The 22,565-nt window shown below is 38.8% G+C and carries 20 protein-coding genes and 2 pseudogenes; 4 read left to right on the top strand and 18 right to left on the bottom strand.

Annotated elements, in window-relative coordinates; genetic code table 11:
- Window positions 1–6 precede the first annotated feature (6 nt).
- The 7 genes and pseudogenes from KGF86_RS10630 to KGF86_RS10660 form a co-directional block, all read right to left on the bottom strand.
- The gene (locus tag KGF86_RS10630; protein WP_186869203.1) at window positions 7–549 is read right to left on the bottom strand and encodes a hypothetical protein; all 543 of its coding nucleotides are present in this window, start codon (window positions 547–549) and stop codon (window positions 7–9) included.
- 239 nt (window positions 550–788) lie between these two features.
- Window positions 789–1,277 (bottom strand): NUDIX hydrolase, encoded by a 489-nt coding sequence (locus tag KGF86_RS10635; RefSeq protein ID WP_186869202.1) that lies wholly within the window; start codon window positions 1,275–1,277, stop codon window positions 789–791.
- Window positions 1,278–1,295: 18 nt separating this feature from the next.
- Window positions 1,296–1,811 carry a GNAT family N-acetyltransferase gene (locus KGF86_RS10640; RefSeq protein ID WP_211741816.1) on the bottom strand — a complete coding sequence of 172 codons (516 nt, stop codon included), beginning with the start codon at window positions 1,809–1,811 and terminating at the stop codon, window positions 1,296–1,298.
- Complete coding sequence (locus KGF86_RS10645; RefSeq protein ID WP_211741817.1) at window positions 1,805–2,407, bottom strand: zinc dependent phospholipase C family protein; 603 nt, start codon at window positions 2,405–2,407, stop codon at window positions 1,805–1,807. The genes KGF86_RS10640 and KGF86_RS10645 overlap by 7 nt, the downstream gene beginning before the upstream one ends.
- Window positions 2,408–2,555: 148 nt before the next feature.
- Window positions 2,556–3,437: a GNAT family protein gene (locus KGF86_RS10650; protein WP_211741818.1), complete on the bottom strand. Its 882-nt coding sequence runs from the start codon at window positions 3,435–3,437 to the stop codon at window positions 2,556–2,558.
- Window positions 3,438–3,440: 3 nt separating this feature from the next.
- Window positions 3,441–3,845 (bottom strand): VOC family protein, encoded by a 405-nt coding sequence (locus KGF86_RS10655; protein WP_211741820.1) that lies wholly within the window; start codon window positions 3,843–3,845, stop codon window positions 3,441–3,443.
- 10 nt (window positions 3,846–3,855) lie between these two features.
- Window positions 3,856–4,181, bottom strand: a pseudogene (locus tag KGF86_RS10660) (HIT domain-containing protein).
- Between the two features lie 207 nt (window positions 4,182–4,388).
- On the opposite strand from KGF86_RS10660, the gene KGF86_RS10665 reads away from it, so the two are divergent.
- The 3 genes from KGF86_RS10665 to KGF86_RS10675 all read left to right on the top strand — a co-directional run bounded on the left by KGF86_RS10665 (window position 4,389) and on the right by KGF86_RS10675 (window position 7,297).
- Window positions 4,389–5,690 (top strand): FAD-dependent oxidoreductase, encoded by a 1,302-nt coding sequence (locus KGF86_RS10665; protein ID WP_186869197.1) that lies wholly within the window; start codon window positions 4,389–4,391, stop codon window positions 5,688–5,690.
- Window positions 5,691–5,837: 147 nt separating this feature from the next.
- Complete coding sequence (locus tag KGF86_RS10670) at window positions 5,838–6,398, top strand: hypothetical protein (protein WP_186869196.1); 561 nt, start codon at window positions 5,838–5,840, stop codon at window positions 6,396–6,398.
- A gap of 131 nt (window positions 6,399–6,529) precedes the next feature.
- Entirely contained in the window at window positions 6,530–7,297 is a 768-nt protein-coding gene (locus tag KGF86_RS10675; RefSeq protein ID WP_211741822.1) for a class I SAM-dependent methyltransferase, read from the top strand.
- A gap of 383 nt (window positions 7,298–7,680) precedes the next feature.
- Here the strand turns inward: KGF86_RS10675 and KGF86_RS10680 are convergent, their stop codons facing one another.
- From KGF86_RS10680 to KGF86_RS10690, 3 genes are read right to left on the bottom strand one after another with little or no spacing between them, the layout of a single operon-like run.
- On the bottom strand, window positions 7,681–8,454 hold the full coding sequence (locus KGF86_RS10680) for a nucleoside phosphorylase (protein WP_211741823.1): 774 nt from the start codon (window positions 8,452–8,454) through the stop codon (window positions 7,681–7,683).
- Window positions 8,455–8,487: 33 nt separating this feature from the next.
- Window positions 8,488–8,979: an NUDIX hydrolase gene (locus tag KGF86_RS10685; RefSeq protein WP_211741824.1), complete on the bottom strand. Its 492-nt coding sequence runs from the start codon at window positions 8,977–8,979 to the stop codon at window positions 8,488–8,490.
- A gap of 1 nt (window position 8,980) precedes the next feature.
- Window positions 8,981–9,538, bottom strand: a complete 558-nt coding sequence (locus KGF86_RS10690) for an NUDIX domain-containing protein (RefSeq protein ID WP_186869193.1) — start codon at window positions 9,536–9,538, stop codon at window positions 8,981–8,983.
- Between the two features lie 170 nt (window positions 9,539–9,708).
- On the opposite strand from KGF86_RS10690, the gene KGF86_RS10695 reads away from it, so the two are divergent.
- On the top strand, window positions 9,709–10,551 hold the full coding sequence (locus tag KGF86_RS10695) for a glycoside hydrolase domain-containing protein (protein WP_211741825.1): 843 nt from the start codon (window positions 9,709–9,711) through the stop codon (window positions 10,549–10,551).
- Between the two features lie 283 nt (window positions 10,552–10,834).
- On the opposite strand, the pseudogene KGF86_RS10700 reads toward KGF86_RS10695, so the two are convergent.
- From KGF86_RS10700 to KGF86_RS10735, 8 genes and pseudogenes are all read right to left on the bottom strand, one after another.
- Window positions 10,835–11,479, bottom strand: a pseudogene (locus KGF86_RS10700) (nuclease-related domain-containing protein); the annotation flags it as partial.
- Window positions 11,480–11,489: 10 nt separating this feature from the next.
- Window positions 11,490–11,660 carry a hypothetical protein gene (locus KGF86_RS10705; RefSeq protein WP_186869191.1) on the bottom strand — a complete coding sequence of 57 codons (171 nt, stop codon included), beginning with the start codon at window positions 11,658–11,660 and terminating at the stop codon, window positions 11,490–11,492.
- Window positions 11,661–11,954: 294 nt separating this feature from the next.
- Window positions 11,955–12,962 (bottom strand): GNAT family N-acetyltransferase, encoded by a 1,008-nt coding sequence (locus tag KGF86_RS19585; RefSeq protein ID WP_186869190.1) that lies wholly within the window; start codon window positions 12,960–12,962, stop codon window positions 11,955–11,957.
- Window positions 12,940–13,494 carry an SLOG family protein gene (locus KGF86_RS10715; protein ID WP_211741827.1) on the bottom strand — a complete coding sequence of 185 codons (555 nt, stop codon included), beginning with the start codon at window positions 13,492–13,494 and terminating at the stop codon, window positions 12,940–12,942. The genes KGF86_RS19585 and KGF86_RS10715 overlap by 23 nt, the downstream gene beginning before the upstream one ends.
- Window positions 13,495–13,669: 175 nt before the next feature.
- Entirely contained in the window at window positions 13,670–14,128 is a 459-nt protein-coding gene (locus KGF86_RS10720; protein WP_186869188.1) for a spore coat protein, read from the bottom strand.
- A 140-nt stretch (window positions 14,129–14,268) separates the two neighbouring features.
- On the bottom strand, window positions 14,269–15,396 hold the full coding sequence (locus KGF86_RS10725) for a response regulator (protein WP_186869187.1): 1,128 nt from the start codon (window positions 15,394–15,396) through the stop codon (window positions 14,269–14,271).
- Between the two features lie 105 nt (window positions 15,397–15,501).
- Window positions 15,502–16,101, bottom strand: coding sequence for a class D sortase (locus tag KGF86_RS10730; protein WP_211741829.1), 600 nt, complete (start codon window positions 16,099–16,101; stop codon window positions 15,502–15,504).
- Window positions 16,102–16,117: 16 nt separating this feature from the next.
- Window positions 16,118–22,495: a SpaA isopeptide-forming pilin-related protein gene (locus tag KGF86_RS10735; RefSeq protein ID WP_211741830.1), complete on the bottom strand. Its 6,378-nt coding sequence runs from the start codon at window positions 22,493–22,495 to the stop codon at window positions 16,118–16,120.
- Between the last annotated feature and the right edge of the window lie 70 nt (window positions 22,496–22,565).

Raw genomic sequence — 22,565 nt, forward strand, 5'->3', positions numbered from 1 at the left:
GGGTATTTAATTATAGCTAAACAGGACATTTCCATCTCGATCGATCACATCAAATGTAATCGAATATGTATCTTCAAACTCCTCTGGTAACAAATCAACAAAAATATGCTTATTATTAATTTCTACCTGATTTTCATGTAATGTACCATCACCATCTGTGATTTTATACGTGACATGCTCTGCCTTCGGATAATGAAAAATACCGCCCCAAACAAAATTTATTGGTTCATCCGTATTCTCACCTATCGTATCCAAATGGACAAATTCCGATTTCCGACCGATATCAACAGCCACGGTAAACATTTCTGTCTTATCTAGCTCATACCGATTAAATTTCGTTAATTCATATGTCGTTCTGTAAATATAAAAATCACCATTACTATCTTTGGAAAGAAATATAACGACCCCGACATCATCATTCTGATATAAGATCTCCGGTTTATCATATTTTCCAAACTCACTTTTACTAATCGCATCATAAAGAGTCTGAGATGAACACCCAACTAAAACCACAACGATGAACACCAAGATTGCTAATAACTTTCTCATTTTCTCCTCCCTGATACAAGACTTTTCTATATAACCAGCACAATTCCATACGAAATATGGGGAAATTAGTATGTCATAATAAAATTCCAAATAATGCTCTTATATATAGACGTATTAGCAGGCAAAAAGGTTTCAAATTTTTGGAAAACGATTTAAAAAATCATATTTTTCTTCAGCTTTAGCAATAGGTTCATTATTTATTAACTTTCGGGCTTATGAAATAAGAAGTGAAAAGTACCTTAATTTACTCCTTCTAGTAATGAAAGTTTTTTACGTTCAAAATTTATTACGTCACTATTTTGATAGGTAAAGTGGTGCTCATATACGTTCTCATTCTGTAACATTTCAGATAAGAAATAGGATAAATTAGCAACACCGGTATTCTCTGGGTGAAAAATCCAGTCGACTTTCTTCCAATCTAAGATTCCTTCAGCAGTTTTTATTGGTGTAGGGTATGGATAAGACTCTGGTACCTCTCCTACAAATGCATACATTCCACCGGTATAGGAGTTATCCACATTCCATGTTACCAATCCTTTAAACTGGATCTCCTCTAATACGATTCCCGTTTCTTCATAGGTTTCCCTTAGAATACATGCTTCTGGAGATTCGCCCTTATCTAGCTTTCCCCCAACACCATTCCAGCTACCCATCCAGGAAGATTTCTCGCGGTTTAATAATAGAATTTCGTCACCACGCCGGATAAATCCGATAGTATAATGAAGCATTGCTATCTTCTCCTTACCTTAATCTTTAAGTTCTTTTCCCATGATAACATACGACTTGCCATTTTCATTTGGAACAAAATTATCGCGAATGCTAATCCATCCTAATTTTTCATACAGTGTTCGAGCAGGAAGGTTATCCATTTGGGTAGTTAAGATAGCTGTTTCATTCATGACCTGCCCTGTTATCTCTGACAATATTGCTTCTCCAATTTTATTTCCTCTAAATGCCGGGTCTACTGCTAATTCAACTAATTCAAAGCAATCCGCTAACCATCGTTTCTGTTCTGTAGTAGAAAGAGATTTTTTTAGGAGGTCATGATAATATTGCCCCTCCATGGAGGTGTATCCATAAGCTAAGCTGATAATTTCTTCACCATCACTTGCTACAATTCCTCGAAACCCTGGGTAGGTGGCATGTCGTTTAAAGCGGATTAGAAACTCCTCCGCACTTGTTCCCCAAATTTTACTATAAAGGCGGGCAATATTATTTATCTCCGGCTCATTAAACAGGATATTCCGAATCTCTATTAACATTTTTCCAACTCCTGTAGTTTTATCACCCCTCGTTCGATACACGTCTCAACATATCCAACCATCTGCAAAAACGTAAAGACGTTTAATTCGGCATCTACATGTTCTTGCGGATAATCCATATCGCCTTTCAAATAAGGGATGAAGTTTTCGACATCGCTTACTTTTACTTCCTCCAAATCATGAATATGTTCAAGGGTCAGGTTATCTAACATACTAGCACTTATACTGTATTGTTGAAGTAATTTTGCATTTAACAGACGAAAATCGCCATGATATTGTTCAAGGAGTGTCTGATCTTGATCCATGCGATTTTTCAGCCAACTAAAGTAAAAACCATTCATCCAGACATCATCAGCTATTAAATGGGTGTAGTATCCTAATACATAGTCTGTTCGCTCGGGATATTTTTGCAAGAATGTATCGATTTCAATCGTAGTAGAATAATCCTTCTCCGAGCCCTTAAAAAAATGCGACTTATTTTTAGGATATACCGCATCAGGTGCAACTCCTCCGAGTAGAAAAGCCATCTGATTGTTAATACCAATTTCCTCTGCGATTCTTTTGGCAATGATGAAGTGCATGATTCTAGATCCCATATAACCACTCCTTTATCGGCTTGTCTTCTCTAAAAATTGTTCTACAATTAGATTATATAGTTTAGGCTGTTGTATATTTTTCCAATCCTTGTTAAATGAATAGAATCTCGTCACCTGTTCCAGTTGAAACGGCATGTAAAATCATCGTCTATATTCCTCTTTTCTGATAGGTAATTGATACAGGGTGTTTTGGTAAAGAAAGTGTGTGAAGTACTTCCATTGCATAGATACTAGTTGTGTCGAATTCCCCCTCAACATACTGGTAGCCGATTCTCATAGCATACTCAAGTTGCTTCACAACTAGCGATGGGATGATAGCAGCACTTGGCTCATCGAATGCACCACACCAACCTAATTCCACCATGTCATCCCTCTCTGCTTCATGTAGAAAGGAATAGGCCAGAATTTTTTCTTCGTTCGGGTCTAAGCAGACAAAGCTACCTGAAGCTAGTAAATCCTCAGGATATGTAAGATTTCTCCATTTAGTAAGTTCCATTGTTGCGACTGGATTTACAAGATGAGTTTCCTCATAGTTTCTTTTTACGAGCGCTACAAGCTGATTGGCTAGCTTAGCATGAGGAGTTACTTCATCTAGAGGTTTGACCACTTGATTGGTCGGAATAGCGAAACTAGCATGATCCTTTAATACGTTAATTCTCGGTAAATAGGTTTTTCGGATAATCGTGAACAGATTGTCCAGATAAAAGGCATGTAACCGATCGTTCTCATCCACTATGGTTTGTAAGGGATAATCTTGTTGTTCAAGATGCCTTTCTAACTCTGCAAGTAAAGCTTTAGCAGCCTCCGTATGATGAGCCATACAAGTAAAATAGGTACAATTCGGATGGAAGCTACTTTTCCAAGCCATTATCATGCCGTTTATTTCTCCCTGACTGTAAACCAAAAAGACATGCTTATAGGTAGAGTGTCTTATTCGGTGTAATATCTCGCTATCCTCATCCAATGCGGTGATAAAATTTATCAACTGTAATTCATCGGACGGCTGATAGCTTTTCATTGTATATGTCATCTGTTATATCCCTTTTGTATTCATTAATACAATTCGGAAGCCATCTGGGTCTTCGATAGTGACTCCACGTTCCTTCCAATATAGGTTCTCTGGTTCGACTTCCGGGTAGCCCATCTGTTCTAGTCTATTTTTCAATACGAGAATCTCAGCCTGATTGGGAATATAAAATACTAGTAAGTTGTCTTTTGTTGGTGCTGGGCATGGAGAGCCATCGACATGCTTGGTAAACTCGAGATGATAGGAAGCATCTGGAATGCCTATGATACCCCCTGTGTAGCCTCTATGCCCTTCAAATTCCGTTATCCGCTGAAGCCCTAATCCTTGCTCGTAGAAACGAATGACCTCGTCAAATTTATCGGTTGGCCTTGCAATTCGAACTTGTACTGCCGTAAAATGAGTGAATTTCATTTCTTCCCTCCTAAGCAAAACTATCTCCTGAAACGATATGCCAGTGAAGATGTTTCGATTCTTGATACTCCCCTAGGTTCGTCATGACTCTACAAGCACCATATTCATTCTCTACTTCACGTGCAACCTGTTGAATAACCTCTAATAAATCATGCAGTATCTCTTTATCCTCTTCGTCTATCCTAGTCAATGATGGGATATGCTTCTTTGGAATAGCAACAATATGGACGGATAGAACGGACGCGTATGATAATAAGCTAAAACATGATCTGTCTCGCAAACCTTTTCCACCTTTGTCTTCCCACTTAGTACCTCTTCACAATAAAAATCATGCATATGAATTCCCCCCAGGATATGAAAAATATAAATTTTATAAACATTATAACATTTACTGTGGTAGGATAGAGACTAAAAGGAATGTTTTTCCATAGGGATTGTAAAAAAATCCGGGAATCTAGGCCATTTATCAATCGTCAAGTATGTACAAAATCAACTAAGTTAGTCGGTATCATGGAGTCTAAAATAATAGTGGAGTGAGGTTTAATGAAAACAGAAGTATTAATTATTGGTGGGGGACCAGCAGGAGTGGAAGCGGCACTTGTGGCAAGTCATTATTCCAATCAGGTAACTCTCGTTTCTAATACTGCAGTTGGCGATTGGAAGGCAGGCTATACGAATATCTTTTTAGAACAAATAGAAGAAATTAAAAGAGCACGTTCCTTTTCCAATCCTAAATTTCATCGTATTTATCAAGATTGGCTTGCACATCAGCAAGACTTGTTACAGAAAGCAAATGTTCAACTGGTACATGGTCATGCATCCTTCCTAAATGAAAGCACCATCAATGTCATTACCCCTTCGAATCATGAATTCTTGCTTACCAGTGAAAAAATAATCATTGCTAACGGGTCTCGTCCTATATTCCCAGAAAACATGAAGCCTAATGGACGAAATATATTTTCCTATCAGAATCTAATCGAGATGAACAGTATCCCTGCTTCTATCATCATTATTGGAGACAGTCCAATCGGATATGAGGCTGTGAATTTATTTAGACAATTAGCGGTTAAGGTTACCTGGTTACTTCCTGAAAAGGAAAACCCATTATTGGATGACGATATTATTAGCTTCATGCACGCCCTTTATCAAGATTCTGGGGTAATGATTGAACGAGGGCCTTGGATAACCGATATACGTAATGGAAATAGCAGTGTCACAGCAATTCGTCAAGACGGTGAAATCTTTGAAGCTGAAGCAGCATTTCTTACCTTAGGCTTTCGTTCAAATCTGGACACATTGGCAATAGAGAATACTAATCTACAGCTTAATCAAAATGGAAGTGTGGATTGCAATATGCTAGGTCAGACAGCTAGGGAATCCATTTACATTGTTGGTGATGCGCAAGGAGCAAATTCCTTAACTGGAGTACAAGCGAAAGCAATGGCACGAGCGGCGGCATTGCATGCTGTAGGACAGGATGCTGTAATCTCTGATATTCTTCCATTTTCATTTAATGAAAATCCTCAAATTGCGACAATCGGGGAATATCGAGCAAATGGGGAGGATCTATATTTCCTTAAAACACCTTATGACACGAAGAACTTTAAAGCTTTCATGGCTAATCAGCGGGAAGGATTTCTCAAGATTGTTTGGGATAGACAGCATGTGATTAAAGGGGCATCCTGTATTGGTCATCAGGCAAAGGATATCATTTCGATGATTGGATGGATGATTCAGCATCATTACACCATAGAGGATGCTGAGCGTTTAATTGGGCCACACCCATCCGCTGCTGAATTGCTAGTTAGTGCATTGAGGGAAGTAAAATTTCAGCAACATTTTTAGGACTATCAAAAGGGATCGATATAATCATCGTTTCCCTTTTTTAACTTGATGTACCGGACCACAATTAGTGGAACATATTAGTATAAAGCATCCAACTTGTCACAAAATAAACAGAAAGCGTGGATCTTTTTATTTTGGAGGATTAAGATGGGTAAAGACCAATATTGGGATGAAATATATAAAGTTCGTGATAAGCTAAACGCAGATTTAATTTCCTATTGGAAAGAATTCTCTTTTCTAGATGATTGGCAATTTTGGCTTGTTCTTGCTTTATTAGTAATACCATTAGTGTTGTTATATGTTTACGTAGATCGAATTCGGATATTTGAAATATTATTTTTTGGTTTTTGTATACATTTGCTGTGGACCTATACGGATACGTTATTAGGCTTTACTTCTTTATTCGTCCATCAATATTTTATCGTTCCCCTTTTGCCATACGCTTTAAGTATGACGTCATCCGTATTACCTGTTGGCTATATATTCGTCTATCAATATGCTACGAATCACGGTAAAAATTATTATCTGTATGCTATTTTGGTTAGTGCTGTATTCGCCTTTGTATTTTTACCAATCGAGGATTATATGGGACTGTCTGAGTTTAACAAAGGGATGAATATGTTTTACCTATTTCTTATCGATTTAGTGATTGCATTTCTATCTTATTGGCTGACATTGTTTGTTAAGCGACTAGGTAAAGAAAGGTAAAGAAAGATTCGAATCGTACAGCTGACCGCGCTGTACGATTTTTTTATTGGGTGATTTATCGTATTGTTTTCTAAACTCTTTTCCGAATTTTGTGGTAATATTGTAGTAAAGAGAAGGCAAAGGAGTAGAACATGACATTCGAAAATGGACAAGAATATGATGATCCGATTTTATATGATAAAGAAAATGAATCATATGTACAGGAACTTCCCTATTTATTAAAATGGGCAGAAAAAACAAACAGTCCCATTATTGATTTAGCGTGTGGAACGGGAAGAATTACTATTCCATTAGCAAAAAATGGCCATAGATTGATTGGAGTAGATATACATAAAGGCATGCTACAGGAAGCGGTCAAGAAATCAACGAAGCTTGGTTTGTCTATTGAGTGGATTGAACAAGATTGTACGAAACTGAATTTAAACGTAGCAAGCTCGCTCATCTATTCTGTTGGCAATTCATTTCAGCATTTCCTAACTAATGAAGCACAAGATCAATTCCTATCCTCCGTTAACAAGCATTTAGAACGAGATGGTGTGTTTATCTTTGGTACCCGTTTTCCAAGTACTGAGGAATTATTGCAACCAAGTACAGAAGAGTATTGGAGAACGTATACGGATGAAGAAACTGGAACTATTGTCGATATGTATACGATTAGTCACTATCATGCACTGGATCAAATCCAACACTATACGACGATTAGACGGTATAAAAGCGCTAGCTTAGAGATTGTCGATGAGAAGCGAACTAATATACGTTTGCGATATGTTTTTCCTAAAGAAATGGAACGACTATTAGCATGGCACGGATTTGAGATAGTTCATGTATATCAGGATTGGAAGGAAAGTCCGATAACGAATGATAGTTATGAAATGGTTTATGTTTGTAGGAAGGTCTAATTTTGCGGGTTCACTAGCGATATCGAACTAGCTCCAGAGATAGGCATAAGATCGAAGGCCTTATTTCTGTTTGTCGTGCTATTGTTTTACTGCAGAAGTATTTCTTATGCTGTAGAATGAGCAACCAATTACAAGGTAGGACTGCTTGCTTTTTTCGAGGATATATTGCTTTATACTGTTCAAACATGCAGGGAGACATGGAGATGCCTTTCTCTTGGCACGTGTCATCCCTGCATTGTTTAGCAGTCATTGTCCTTTTTGTTAGTACGTGGATGGTGTAGTAGATATATTTCCAGAATTGGGGTAGATGTCCGAATGTATTCGTTCGAACTGAACATCTGCCTGCAAGGACTATCGATCCCCCCAAAAAGGCTTCACATCGTTCACACTGTCTCTTCCCCTTTTGTGGTTACGTTTACTGAAGCTAGATATAGTGCTAGATCTCTAATCTTCCAATCCGTTTCCTCCATAATTTCCCTCGTTTTATTAGTGGTCGTATAGAAGGTATCTCCTTGAATAATATGATCGGACAAGTTTAATAAACCTATAGCGCTTCGTTTGAAATATTTGGAAATGGCAAAGGTGGTCGCTGTCTCCATGTCTACACCGAGATGGCCATCCTCTGACCAGCTTTTGACAACTTTTGTCGTTTCCATATACATGGCACTAGTAGACATCACCGTCCCTGTAACATAGCGGTAGCCTTTTTCTTCACAATATTGGATTGCTGCCTCCACTAATTTCGGGTCAGCATACACTTGCGTATCTCCAGGTAAATACCACTGTGATACACCATCCTCCATGTAAGCTCCCGTCACAATGAGGATATCGCCATATTGAACATCATGTGATAGTCCTCCAAAGTACCCTGTTTGGATAAATTTTTCCGTCCCAACACTTCCGAATATATGGGCTGTCATGGCGGCAGCTGGTCCTCCAAAAACATTAGAAAATCCTACTCGTACCCCTTGATGATTACCAATTACCGTATTCCATTCGGGAAGGAATTGCTCATCAGCTAGAATTTGTTTCCAGCGTTTCAGATTCTCTTCATGTTCCCATTCACCATGGAGGATAAAAGTTTCTGGAATATCTTTTTCGCTTAACGTTAAAGCCTTCATCCAATCCTCTCGTTGAAAATCACCATATAGTTTCACGATAAATCCCCCATTCCTTATGGTATTATTCGATTACTTCTCCCTCAGTTCTAAGGCATACGTTACTATTTCCTGATGAATATCAGGCATATTGTAATAGTTCGCTATCTCCATTGTAGAGACAAAAACCCTTCTACTAGACTCATATTTTGCCTCAAACGGATGGGTCTTCGTTATATCCATTCGATAGAATAATTGATAGCCAACAACGGGATACTTACTCGTTTCAGACCATGTTGGATTCTCATGATGATCTATTTCTACCGCTCCTAAAAACAGTAAGTCTCCTTCCACACATCCCTCTTCCAACACTTCTCGTTGAAAGCATTGCTCTGGTGTTTCCCCTTGTTCTAGGTGGCCACCTGGTATATCCCAGCCGCGTTGATCCAACTCAACCAACATTATCTTTCCATCCTTAAAGCAAAATCCATGGATACTTGTCACCAGTTCTATTGGAGGATTGAAATCCTTTTTCCATGTTAATTTAACTGTTGCTTCTCCCCAAGTAACATAGTAGGCAGTCATTCTAGTTCTCCTTCAACCGGGTCATGAAGTAAGATTTCGCCATGTAATAGGCACTTGCGGTAAATAGCTGGTTAATTTCCCCACTTGCAATCATCTTTTCCATTTCTTCAATATCAATCAAGTGAATATCAATGAATTCTGTCGGGTCCAAGTCCTGTTCGAATGCTTGATACGCATCAAGAAATAGGAAGGTGATTACCTTATTCGTCTGTGTTGCAGGATTGACATAGAATTCTCCTAATTTAATAGGACTGGAATCGGAGATATATCCCGTTTCTTCACGTACCTCTCGAATAATTGCCTCTCGATGAGACTCATTTGCTTCTGCCTTTCCCGCGGGAACCTCTAAGAAGAAGTCTTGTGCGGCATGACGATATTGCCTTACTAGTACCATATGCTGGTCCTTTGTTAAGACAACCGCATTAACCCAATCATCATATTCATTGACATAATAGGAATCAATCAATTGTCCATCTGGTAGTACTAATTTATCCTTACGTAAATTCCCAAATGGTGATTTAAACACATAATCCGATGCAACTTTCCTCCATTTTTCCACTGAAATCACCTCTAATAGCACATTTTTAGCTTCTCTTCTTAAAATAGTTCTATAGTATTATTTCGACAAACTTCTTAATATTCCTGCAATAAAAATTATGCACTAGCCCGCACCTCTTTCGCCCACCACCATATAATGCTATGGGGGTTGAAAGGAGGTTATAAGCCCATATGAAGAAACAAGAGCTTTTCACCCTAACATGCTTGATATTCCTCATTGCCATTCCCCTATTCATTTATTTCACCTATTTCTCCAATACCACTGATGAGACAGAAGATCCAGATACAGAAGAGCGTGAAGATGAGGACCGTAATGATGGGGACGGGGACAGGGATGGTGACGATAATGATAATGGAGCTGGGGACGATAACAGTAATGAAATTCATTGGGGAGTTGACTCTGCAAGCTATACGGATGACGATTTCTATGCCTGTGTAGTAGATAATTTTGGTGAACCAGTAGTGTGGGGGCGTTATCTTGGCGAGAAGGAAGGCGTTTCAGAAGGCTTAGATGCGGATGAAGTTCAGCTACTACATGATAACGACATTCAGATTCTCGTTATCTATAATCATGTAGAAGATGCTCGCGGGTATGATAACGGTGTCTCCCATGCAGAGGAAGCCATCACGATGGCACAGGAAATGGAGATTCCTGAGGGCGTTGCTATATTCGTCGATATCGAGCCGGAATACCCTGTTGACGAAGCGTTCATGGAGGGATGGTACGAGACAATGGCTGACTCCAACTATGAACCCGGGGTATATGGTGTGTTTGATGAAGAGAGTGAGCTCCTAAATGCATACAATTCCATGGAACAAGAAGTCCAAGAAAACACGATTGTTTGGACAGCTTATCCGCAAGAAGAAATCACCACAAAAGAAGATGCCCCAGAATATAATCCTCAAGGGCCAGAAAATGCCAAAGTCTACGGCTGGCAATATGCTATCGACTCAGAAACATGTAATATTGATACAAACCTATTCGAAGATAATATGCTAGATTATCTTTGGTAGGTGGAAGCGGGCTAGGTGCCCGCTTTTTTGGGTGGACGTGCTTTGCTTGGGGTGGGGGGCGCTTTGCCTGGGGTGAGTGCCTCCTCCCGGGCGGGTTGACATATTCTTCAGGATTTGAGCTCCACCTTTCAGGATTTGGAGCATCTTCTTCGGTATTTGAGCCGCTTCTTTCAGGATTTGGGGCACTCTTTTCAGGATTTCACCCAATCATCAGCATTCATCACATATTTTGTCGCACTTCCATTTCCTAATTTTTCGAATGGGCCTTTCTGTAGCAATTGCTTCACGATATCAGGTACGTGACATTTAAAAATTCACGCGCCTCCCTGTTACGCACCATATTTCCGTGCAACAAGTAATAATCTTTAAAGGCTGCCATATGGGCATCGGGAGACATTTCGCCACACTGTGTACACTTCCAACCTCCATGTATTCGAACCATGGGGGGTAGTTTACAAGCATAGCAAAACATCCCCTTTAGTAATTGTTCCCTGTGAATACCGTATTTGTTCAAGATATCAATTTTTTGCTCGGTATGGGCTTCTATTAACTTTTCTGTTAACTTATTCCATTGTCTCGTGTTTAAACTTGTTTTTTCATATTTATTCGCTATTTTTTCCAGTTTAGAGAGGAGTTGTGCCTCGTGGATGACTTTTTCGCGTAAGGTTCTGTCATTGGTGGAATACCTCTTCTGCTTTAGCCATTTACGAAGACGATACTCTTGCACAGCAATTTGCTCTAGTGGATTATGAAATCCTTCCTCTATTTCATTAGCAGTACGGATCATCTGCCCCATATCATCAAAAGATATGGTTCCATAAATATTTTTAACCTCTATAATAACGCCATATAATCGAGTTAATAGGAAAACATCCAGTTGGAAATATCCATATTCATCAGGGATTCGTAGGTAATGAAAAATGTGATTTGAAGAATTGCTAACGAGGGAGAGTGTAAAAGAGAGCGACTTTTAGGCCATTGTATCCTGCTCGAAGAATTCGAGCATCCTGGTTTACGTTCTCTTTCATCGGGTGATTGGAAGGTAATCTAGCATTCAAAGCATCGGTTTTGGCAAGTAAAATGGGCTCGGTTAGTTGTTTTACAATCAATATATCTACCACCTTTCTTTTCAATATAAAATTCTTCTAGATTTCTTGTGATAATCCTGCTAATTTCAGCTAAAAAAATAACGAAATCTTGGAGTTGACATATTCTTCAGGATTTCGGGCACTTTCTTCAGGATTTAAGCTCCTGCTTTAGATTTTCACACTCTCTCTTCAGGATTGGAGCTCCTCCTTTAGATTTTCGCACTCCTTCTTCAGAGCTACCGTGCTTCCTTGTAAGTTTGCACGCTCCCTTCAGGGTATGAGCAGCTCCTTGCCAAGTAAAAAACCAATCCCAACTTAGGACTGGTCTACTTTATTTTTCTGGAGAGATGGTGGGCAGGCGTAGTTATATGCTTTAATCTTTTTATTAATTTCTTTAACTAGTTTGCGACGTTCTTTTCCTTCTACTCCTGGTAAGCTTTCTTTCAATCGATCAATTTCGTTTGCTAATTCGACCCAGTGTGGAAGGATATGATTGTCTTTTAATGTTTTGTACATTTGGGCTTCGGAAGGGTTGAGGTAATTTGGACCAAGGTCTAATCGTTTCCCTTTGCCTGGCAGGTTGTCGAAGTCTCCTTCTGCCTCTGCACGTTTTACAATCTCTGTCATATGGTCGGTGTATTGAACTGGAGCGTCTTTTTCATACTTTCTACGGCGCCATTCCGGCTTTAGCAAGGACAATACATTTGCATCATGGGATTGATTATTTTGGAAAAGGTAGCCGCGAAGGACGCCCTCATGGGTAAAGCCTGCTTTTTCTAACAATTTATTAGAAGCATCATTTGCTGGGAAGGTAATCGCTCCAACACGATGGAGTCCCATTTCCACGAAGCAATACTCTAATACATTATTCAATGCTTCTGATAGAATCCCCTTACGCCAATAATCTGGATGTAACTCGAAACCGACTTCAGCTCTTTTCATCACAGAGGAATAATTATGTATACCGATGGTACCGATAAACGAACTGGTTTCCCTCCAAATAATTCCCCACCGTATCCCACGTCCACTGTGAAATATCATGTGGAAATGATCGATCATTTCTTGTGCTTCTTCAATAGACACCATACTCTCTCTACCATAATATCTCGTTACATCATCTCTAGATAGCACATCAAAAATTGCTTGATCATACTGGTGATCAATCTCTACTAATTGCAGTCTTTTCGTATATCGTATAGGAAACTTTTCCATCTGTTCACTCTCCCACCTGGTTAATCCTCGATTTCTTATAGCATTACTATTCGATTTTCGAAAAGGAAAATCCTGCAAAACACCTCGATTAATTCCAGTAATTTGGGTCACTCATGCGAATCTCCTCTACCATATCATCTAAGTCAGATGGTGTTATAAAGTAGATTGAGTAGTCTTTCTGGGCTCGTTTCGCTTCCTCATAAAAGAATTTTATGCTTCCTGGATACTCTTCATCGAGCAACAGGAGACAGCCATCACTTTTTTCAACAAGCCATTTATTCTTGGCACGGAATTGGTATGGTCCCTTATAATCTCCCTTGTACAATGGTTGATAAAAATCAGCTAGCATCGTCAATTCCTCATACTTAAGCTTTATATCCTCAGGCCAACGTTCATCTTGATTTTCAAAGGGCGGGATAATCGCGAGTTGAATGTCGTAGTGGTCTTTTAAATCTAAGACAATCTCCGCAGTCCATAGCTCGACACCCATTTGACCGGAAATAAGAATCCACTCCAATCCTTCCTCAATAAAGCCAATTAAACGCTTCTCCATTGCTGCCTTGATAATATGAATTTTCGGATCGTTTTCCTTGAAGATATTGATTTCTCTTGGTTTGTATCCTGTCACCATTAGTGTTTTCATATATGCACATCCTTTAATGAACACTGGTCTTTAATACCATTCTGCATGAACTCATCCTAACTTGTCCAATAAACGACTTATCCATTACATCGTGTGGACTCGCTCATTTTTCCATTACCAAACATAAAATAATGAGCCAGCAACTCTGCTAGCTCATCATTCATTTTTTTCTACATTAGCACTTAGGTTTCTTACCCCAACCTGGGCCTGCTCCATAGCCTGGTCCAGCGCCTGGGGTGTATGCTCCTGCTACTTGACCTGGTGCTGCTCCAGGAGCTCCCCAAGGTCCTGCTCCCATTCCTGGCGCCATACCTGGTCCAACTCCCATTCCCGGGCCCGCTCCCATGCCAGGGTCAAAAGCTCCTGCAACCTGACCTGGTCCTGGACCAAGACCCATACCTGGTCCTGCTGGGACATTAAACGAACCTCCATATAGATCTACACTATTTACTGTATTTTGAACAGAAGTTGAGTGTGGGAATACATGTTGATTCTTTATCAGGTGATGATTCATCACTGTCGTATGAGAGGGATGAACATGTTGAACCGTTTCTTCCGTACAATGATGCACTACATTGTGCTTAGTAGGATGAACAACACATTTTGGACATCCACAATTGTGTCTGTGTCTCATGACTTTACCCCTTTCTTGTGATAAGTTCACTAATAACCTATGACAAGTGAGGAGTACATGTATCAGACACTTACCTATTTATGAGAAAAAAGTTTAGTAAAACTCATTCTAATAGGGATAACGACTGGTTCCAAATCAAGTTATTTTTTCTTCCATTCTGAATACCATGTTTTTATTTGTTCATTTGGTTCGGAGCCAATTTCGAGCTGTAATGACTCATGAAGCGATGAATAACATTCGGCTACTGCTAATCTATCTTGTTGTTTGGCATACATTTTCATTAATTCAAAATAAGCCTCTTCATTATGCTTATCTAATTGAATAATCATGTTATAAACTTGAATTGCTTTATCTTCACGGTCTACCTTTTGATACCAATTAGCTAGATACATCGATTTACGTATCCAAAGTTGCTTTAAACGATAACGCTCTCCCTCAGCCCACCAATAATCGAACTCCATAAGATAATCCCCTTTATATCGATCCAAGCATTCTTCCCAGACTTTTACAGTGGTGGTAGATAAAGTAGGTAGATTTTTCATGTTTTGTTTCCATTCATCTATATCTACCACTATCTGATTCGTAGTTAAAATATAGCCTCCTGTTACTTTTTTCAAGGTAAAAAATTCTCTAAGTGAATCGATTGCTTTCCGAATATTATATATGGTGGTATATAATAGTGCATTCGCCCTTTCAAGATTAGCATCAGGCCATAGTAAATCAATAAGTTCATCTTTACGAACTAGTTGGTCTTTTTGCTGAATCAAGTATAAAAATAACTCCTGCGCTTTTACTGTTCTCCATTGCAATGGGGTATAAGGATTAGTTTCCGTTCCGATGTAAACAGATCCAAGTAGATTTACCTGTATGATTGAGCTTGGTGGGGTGGAATGATTACGGTGGTTATGGTTATCTAATCGGGATTTAATTCGTTCTATCGTTTTAGATAAGCGGGTCTTCGTGATTGGTTTTAAAACATAATCTAGCGCATTCATTTCAAAAGCTTTAATAGCATAGTTGGCATAAGCTGTTACAAATACTACTTCTAATTTAGGTTTAAGCTCCAGTACCTTCTCAGCAAATTCTATTCCATTAATATTTGCTATTTGAATATCAAAAAATGCTACCTTCACATCTTCATTCAATATGGCGTCTTTTGCATCGTACGGATTTTGATAGCTACCGATAACTTCTACACCTAAATCTTGCAGTTGTTTCTCTAAATAGGTTAAAGCTAGTTTTTCGTCATCAATTAGAATAGCTTTCATAATTTACTCCTTATAATCTGAGTTCATTATACAATAACTATATAGATTGTATCACTTCGAATCCTTGTAGTTAAGCTTCGTTTGAAAGCGGTTTAATTGCTACAGTTACTGATCTAAAATTTCAATTAGTTCCCCTTTAACAGCAACTCTTCTTTCACCTGTTATTGTACAAGTAATCAGTGTAATTTCTGTTTTTCCTTCCTGATCATCTAAAATAGCTACATCTGTTGGCTCAATTACTTTCGTGCTAAACACTTTGTAGATGTATATTCTGTTAGGGGTATGTAATAGTACTTCGTCTCCAATTTCTACCTCAGATAAACGATTAAAATGTCTATTTGGACGGTAGCCTCTATGTCCAGCAATAGTAAAATTACCCACTCCTGGAGTTTGTTTGTCCTTTATCTGGGTTAGTGCAATAGTTAAATTTTCCTCTGTTGTCTTATTTAGAACATATTGTTTTAGATCAATAGAGGGGATTTCTAATTCTAACACCTCTACTACTTCATCTTCGGTGAAGGATAGATTTTCTATCTTGGATAAATCAATGTTTTTACCATCTGATTCAGAAATAAGGGAGAGGGCATTTTCCAATGCCCTCACTTCCTTTCCCTGACTCCATTCGTGGTAAATAGGGATCGATAAGAAAACCATTCCTATTAGTAAAAACGCAATACCTATTACTTTTTTTACATTTTTCGTCATAGGAATTCACTCCCTCTTATTCCACGCGTCTTCTGTTCATAAACAGAATCACACTACCAATGGTGAAGAACGTAATTCCAAATAGAATAAACATCAAGAAAGATTCTTCTCCAGTTTGAGGTAATGTATTTACTTGTTTCTTAGCGTCAACTTCTCGGTTAGAATCCTTTTTATTGTGATCATTGTTATTATTACCTGGTTCCTCCGGTAATGTCGGTTTTTCTGGTGATTTAGGATCTTCCGGTTGGACAGGTTTTTCTGGTGGTGTAGGTTCCTCTGGTTTGGCAGGAATTAATTGGTTCCTTACATAGACAACTAATTGTTCCTGCTGCCCCTTCTCAATGGTAAATGGAATCGGTGTAGAGTTAAGCTCATACCCTTCTGGTGCTTTTGTTTCAACGAATTGGTAGATTCCTGGTTTAAGATTTTCTACAACCACTCTACCCTCTTCATCTGTAACTAAGCCTTCTTTCAGTACATTGCCTTCGCTATCTTGTAGCTCAAACTCTGCACCGGATAACGTGATGTCTTGGTCATCTGCATCAACTTTGATTAATTCCACAGAGCCTGGGATTAACTTGTTCTCTGCTGTTACCGTTAGGGTTTCTTCTTGACCTTTCACTATCTCAAAGACGATTGGTTCGTCTAGGAATTGATAGTATGTTGGGGCTTTCGTTTCGACGAATTGGTAGGTACCTGGTTTTAGATTCTCTACTACTAGTTTACCTTCCTCATTTGTAACTAAGCCTTCTTGTAGTACATTGCCTTCACTATCTTGTAGTTCGAACTCTGCGCCGGATAATGTGATGTCATGATCATCTGCATCGACTTTGATTAATTCCACAGCACCTAAAGAAAGATCATTTCCCGCATATACTACAACTAGTTCTTGTTCTTCTTCCGTTGCGATTAGGTCAATGGTAAATTCAATTGGTGTTGCGATTAAATCATAGCCAAATGGCGCTTTTGTTTCGACAAATTGATAGTCACCAGGCTTAAGGTTGTTAACAACTAACTTACCTTCTTCATCTGTTACCAAGCCCTCTTGCAGTACATTGCCTTCACTATCTTGTAGTTCGAACTCTGCGCCAGATAACGTAATATTATGATCTTCTGTATCGACCTTGATTAACTCGACTACCCCCGTGATTAAGTCATTTTCAGCCGTTACCACTAGAGTTTCTTCTTGACCTTTCACTATTTCAAAAACGATTGGTTCGTCTAGCAATTGATAGTATGTTGGGGCTTTCGTTTCAACGAATTGATAGATTCCTGGTTTTAGATTTTCTACAACCAATCTATCCTCTTCATCTGTAACTAAGCCTTCTTTCAGTACATTACCTTCGCTATCTTGTAGCTCAAACTCTGCACCGGATAACGTGATGTCTTGGTCATCTGCATCAACCTTGATTAATTCTACTGAACCTGGAATTAATTCGTTCTCTGCTGTTATCACTAGGGTTTCCTCTTGACCTTTCACTATCTCAAAGACGATTGGTTCGTCTAGCAATTGATAATATGTCGGTGCCTTCGTTTCAACAAATTGGTAGGTTCCTGGTTTTAGGTTTTCTACAACCAATCTACCTTCCTTATCTGTAACTAAGCCTTCTTTCAGTACATTGCCTTCGCTATCTTGTAGTTCGAACTCTGCGCCAGATAGCGTGATGTCATGATCATCTGCATCGACTTTGATTAACTCGACTGCCCCCGTGATTAGTTCATTTTCAGCCGTTACCGTGAGAGTTTCTTTTTGACCTTTCACTATCTCAAAGACGATTGGTTCGTCTAGCAATTGATAGTATGTTGGGGCTTTCGTTTCGATAAATTGATAGGTTCCTGGTTTTAGATTTTCTATAACCAATCTGCCTTCTTCATCTGTGACTAAGCCTTCTTTCAGTACATTGCCTTCGCTATCTTGTAGTTCGAACTCTGCGCCAGATAATGTGATGTCATGATTATCTGAGTCTACCTTGATTAATTCCACAGAACCTGGAATTAATTTATTTTCTACTGTAAGCTCCACAGTCATTACTTCTGTTTTTGTTTTTGCTCTATCAATGGTGAATGGTATTTCTTGTTCATTTAATTGATAGTATGTTGGGGCTTTCGTTTCCACAAATTTGTAGTCACCAGGCGCTAGCCCATCAACAAATAGTTCACCATCTTCATTGGTCTTTAGCCCTTCTTGTAAAACATTGTCATGAGCATCCAATAGACTAAATTCAGCACCGGCTAACATAATGTCTGGATTGGTATCATCTACTTTCGTTAATAATACTTCCCCTGTTATAAGTGTATTCGGTGCATTTACTGTAACACGCTTCGTTACACCTGGTTCGATAACAAACTCAATTGGTGAAGGATCTAATTCGAAATAATCTGGTGCTTTTATCTCTTGGAAATAATACGTACCTGGAACTAGGTTAGATACAGAAATACGACCAGCATTATCTGTTCGTAAAATTTGCTGTAACACGTTATCGTTCTCATCATAAAGTGTAAATTCAGCACCAGCTAGTGTTTCTGTTTCATCAGCTTGGTTGAATTTAATTAGCTCAACAGCACCCAATTTATAGTTTCCTGCTGTTACTTTCGTTACGGCTGTTTGATTCTCCATGATTGTAAATGGTATTGGTATAGGATTCAATTGGTAGCCTGGTGCAGGCTGTACTTCGACAAACTGGTAATCACCTGGCGCTAAATTATCTCTGAAAATAATCCCATTTTCGTCTGTCTTATAGTAACCAATTGTCTCAAATACATCATCTTGCTTTTGCTGTAGGATAAACGAGGCACCGGCAATCGTATCACGAGTCTCTTCATCCACTTTCGTTAATTCAACAGCATAAATGATTTTTTTATTGGTTACTTCTAGGTGGTTTCCAATCTTTTCTGTATCCACTCGGTCTATGGTGACCGTAATTGGTTGTGTTTCCCCTATCACATAGCCCTCTGGTGCTTTTGTCTCCACTAATTGGTACTCACCAAACAATAGATTATGGAAGATGATTTTTCCTTCGTTATTTGTTGTTGCCGATTTTATCGCAATCGTACCCGTTTGGTCATAAAGCGTAAATTCAGCACCTGCTAACGGTTCTTCCGTAAGCTCATCAAGCTTGATTACTTCTAAACTTCCTGTTCTTCCATCGATGCCACCATCTCCACCAGTATATCTAACGGTGTGTTTATAGGAAGAATCGGTTTCTTTTCCTTCTAATTTTGCCCCATCAAGGGAAGCATCATTTTCGACTTCCTCCCCATGTCCAGCCATGATGAACGTATCATATTCTAAGATGTATGGACGATTAATCTCGTTTGCAAATGACAAAGTGAAATAAGAATTCCCTTCCTCATCTTCTTTAAATTCGACGGTATAATCAACGCCTGCTTCTAATACATCATCTTCATTTTTGGTAACGGTGCCATCCACTGCAACATTCGTTCCATATAATTGGAGTGAATCTTCCAACAGAAGTTGATTCGGGCTTGGCTTATCCGTCACTTTTGCATCTGAAATAGTAGACTGAGTAAAGTTTATATTCAGTTTCCAATGTAGTACCCTTGGGTTTTCGCCATCTTGTTGAGCGCTTTTATCCATGTAGTTATCACCATTTGGACCGACTGATACGGTTGCTGATAATGTTGCTATTTGTTCAGAACCATCTTTTAACAATGCTGTGTTTTCATATTGTTTGACGATTAGTTGATCATGTAGGTTGGTTTTATACGTAATGATATATGGAGAGTCAATGGTGGTTAAGAAAGTGATTCTGAAGCCAGGTTCATTATTAGGACCGTTCATTTCTTCTACATCATAATCGCGATTTATTTTTAACGGTTCGCCGATTCTCGACCATGATCCGTTTGGATTAATTCGCATTTCGTGAATTTCAATTGTACTAGGATCAAAGTTTTGATCCCCTAGAATAACATCTTCTACAATTGCTTGTTGAATTGGACGGTAATTGTAATTTACACCAATTTCCCATGTGATTTCTTTTGTTTTGGCATTATAGGATCCACCTTTAAATCCATTGCTTTGGGTATGTTTATTTGGTGTAAAGCTCGCATCTGCTTCTTTTGTTAGAGGGTTATTACCATTTTCTGGAATCCAAGACAATTCAGCACCGTTAGTAAAAGTTGTTTTTCCATCTTCTATTTCATTAAAATCAAACGATGTGGTGTATACTATTTCAATCCTCTTATTTATTGGATCCATCCCTTCAAAATCGAAGGTAATTTCCCCGGAATCCTCATCATAGCCAAAAATGTAGTTACCGTTGTCTTTTATGTCACTACCATCATACTTAATTTCATAGTCAATTAGTGTTAACCCTTTTGGTAGCGTATCTGTCAGCTTGACTTGATACATTTCTTTTTCATCTGCATTAATGGTAATACGCCATTTGGTTGTTTTGGCATGATAATCAGTTTGGCCATTGATATGCTGCTTATAAAAGACAATTTGGTCCACAGTTTTGTCGGAACCTTTTTCATTCCCATTCCCATCGGTTACCATATTCGTTAAGGTTTCCCGATCTAGGACACGATCTGTTAGCTTTGTTTGGTAATAAATGATATAGGCACTGTCAATAGCCTCGTTGAATTGAATGTTAAACCCATTGCCATCCCGACGTACCGTATAATGAGAAGGGTCTAACTCTGTATCACCAATTGTCGCTGCTCCGGTATTCGGATCAATCTCAACAGGAACGATACGGACGCTACCTTCTACTAGTTCATGTCCTTCACCAAGTTCATCGTGAAGCACGGCTTTTTCCTTTTCAATATGTTTCTCATTGTAATTGTAACGAACTATCCAATTAATGGTTTGATTTATTGGATCATAATCACCAGCTTCTTTGTCTAATGCTGTCCCTCTTGCAACATTAACGGTTGCGTTGGCATGTAATGCATCGATATCATCACCAGTTAGTGTTGCGGTATTGGGATAAGATGTGCCGTCTTCATCTGTGATGGTTGTTTCAAATACTACCCGATAAGCTGAGTCAATATCTCCTAAATTAAGTGGAAATTCTGTAAAAACATGGTCTGTAATCTCTGCCCCTTGCACAACAGAACCATCCAATTGAACATCTAGCTTATACAATTTAATCGAATTTGGAACTAGCTGTAAGTCCTCGTCTAAATTATCGCTTAGTACGGCATTGGTAATACTTCGTAAGTCTTTGTTAAAATCAATTTCCCATGTAATGGTTTGTGTATTATATTTCCGATCCGGTATTCCCCGCTTATCTATAGAAGAACCTACATTCGGTTCGAAACGAATGGGGATTTCTATAGTTTTATCCCCACTAATCGGAATAACGATTGTTCGATCTACACTACCATCGATATCCTCTTTTATCTCCGTATGAAAACCGATAAAACCAGCAATATCTGATCGTGATTCAATCTGGTCGTTAAATGTCATCGTAACGGTTCCATCTTGTTCTAACACAAATGCCCCAAAAACGATTCCATCTGCACTAGTCAATTCCCCTTCTACACGGTTAAATACAGTAAATATTTCTGGTAGTGTAAAAGTAAAAGTAGAACCTGATGTATATTCATGACCGTTCGGCAGTTCAAATTGGTACTGAATCTTTAAGTCCAAGATTTCTTCACTAGGATGTGGCATTCGATCTGGTAATGGACTTCCATCTCCTAAAGTTAGCTCTACACCCGTAAGAATGTTTTCTTTGATGACAGAAGCATTTTGAACAGCCTGGGTTTGGACTTCCTCTTCCGGTTCATTCGGTTTCTCTGTTGTTATTTCCTGTTCATTCTGTTCCTCTACAACTTGCTCACCACTAGCTTCCTCTTCCAATGGATCCTTGGATTCAGGATTTAGATCCTCCTGATCATGTACAACCTGTATAGGTATAACATAAGTAGCTTTATCAAGGTTAAATAACAGATGGGCTACTTGTTGATTTTCCAAATCTATCTCACCTAGGCTCGTTTCGATGTAGATTTGACCTTGATCACCGTTCTCTATTTCTTCCTTCATTACATCTACGGTGAGGGCGCTTTCTACAATTGTCACGGAACCAATTACACTTCCAGCTTGATTAGTTAAATTACCATCGGGCTCTGTCGTTACTTTCAATTCAGATGGTAACTGTAAGGTGAAGGTTTCTTGATCGGAAATTAACGCTTCATCCCACTTCCAATCAATACGAACCATCAGATGTGACCCTGGCTGTACAACTTGTTCCGGATCCCTATCAGCTGATACCTCCTTTCCTTGTTCATCCAATAATGAAACATTAGTAAAAAGGCTTGGTTGCTGTTCTGTTGCACCAGCCTTTATTGGCAATACCATACTTGAAAGTATCGTATTGCACAGCAGCATTAGTATAAAAAAACTAATGCCCATCCTCTTTCCCATTTGCATTCCCCTTTCTACATAATGTGATGACAATCCTGGAAGATTTCACACAGCCCTTATGATAGCATGG

Source organism: Ornithinibacillus massiliensis, assembly GCF_018310345.1.
Taxonomy (GTDB): domain Bacteria; phylum Bacillota; class Bacilli; order Bacillales; family Amphibacillaceae; genus Ornithinibacillus; species Ornithinibacillus massiliensis.

What these genes read in the sequence shown, in the direction of transcription:
- KGF86_RS10670 (WP_186869196.1), top strand. Translation starts at nt 5,838, where the DNA reads ATGGGTAAAGACCAATATTGGGATGAAATATATAAAGTTCGTGATAAG.
- KGF86_RS10695 (WP_211741825.1), top strand. Translation starts at nt 9,709, where the DNA reads ATGAAGAAACAAGAGCTTTTCACCCTAACATGCTTGATATTCCTCATT.
- KGF86_RS10725 (WP_186869187.1), bottom strand. Translation starts at nt 15,396, where the DNA reads ATGAAAGCTATTCTAATTGATGACGAAAAACTAGCTTTAACCTATTTA.
- KGF86_RS10730 (WP_211741829.1), bottom strand. Translation starts at nt 16,101, where the DNA reads ATGACGAAAAATGTAAAAAAAGTAATAGGTATTGCGTTTTTACTAATA.
- KGF86_RS10640 (WP_211741816.1), bottom strand. Translation starts at nt 1,811, where the DNA reads ATGTTAATAGAGATTCGGAATATCCTGTTTAATGAGCCGGAGATAAAT.
- KGF86_RS10630 (WP_186869203.1), bottom strand. Translation starts at nt 549, where the DNA reads ATGAGAAAGTTATTAGCAATCTTGGTGTTCATCGTTGTGGTTTTAGTT.
- KGF86_RS10675 (WP_211741822.1), top strand. Translation starts at nt 6,530, where the DNA reads ATGACATTCGAAAATGGACAAGAATATGATGATCCGATTTTATATGAT.
- KGF86_RS10650 (WP_211741818.1), bottom strand. Translation starts at nt 3,437, where the DNA reads ATGACATATACAATGAAAAGCTATCAGCCGTCCGATGAATTACAGTTG.
- KGF86_RS10665 (WP_186869197.1), top strand. Translation starts at nt 4,389, where the DNA reads ATGAAAACAGAAGTATTAATTATTGGTGGGGGACCAGCAGGAGTGGAA.
- KGF86_RS10720 (WP_186869188.1), bottom strand. Translation starts at nt 14,128, where the DNA reads ATGAGACACAGACACAATTGTGGATGTCCAAAATGTGTTGTTCATCCT.
- KGF86_RS10685 (WP_211741824.1), bottom strand. Translation starts at nt 8,979, where the DNA reads ATGACTGCCTACTATGTTACTTGGGGAGAAGCAACAGTTAAATTAACA.
- KGF86_RS10645 (WP_211741817.1), bottom strand. Translation starts at nt 2,407, where the DNA reads ATGGGATCTAGAATCATGCACTTCATCATTGCCAAAAGAATCGCAGAG.
- KGF86_RS10655 (WP_211741820.1), bottom strand. Translation starts at nt 3,845, where the DNA reads ATGAAATTCACTCATTTTACGGCAGTACAAGTTCGAATTGCAAGGCCA.
- KGF86_RS10635 (WP_186869202.1), bottom strand. Translation starts at nt 1,277, where the DNA reads ATGCTTCATTATACTATCGGATTTATCCGGCGTGGTGACGAAATTCTA.
- KGF86_RS10735 (WP_211741830.1), bottom strand. Translation starts at nt 22,495, where the DNA reads ATGGGAAAGAGGATGGGCATTAGTTTTTTTATACTAATGCTGCTGTGC.
- KGF86_RS10715 (WP_211741827.1), bottom strand. Translation starts at nt 13,494, where the DNA reads ATGAAAACACTAATGGTGACAGGATACAAACCAAGAGAAATCAATATC.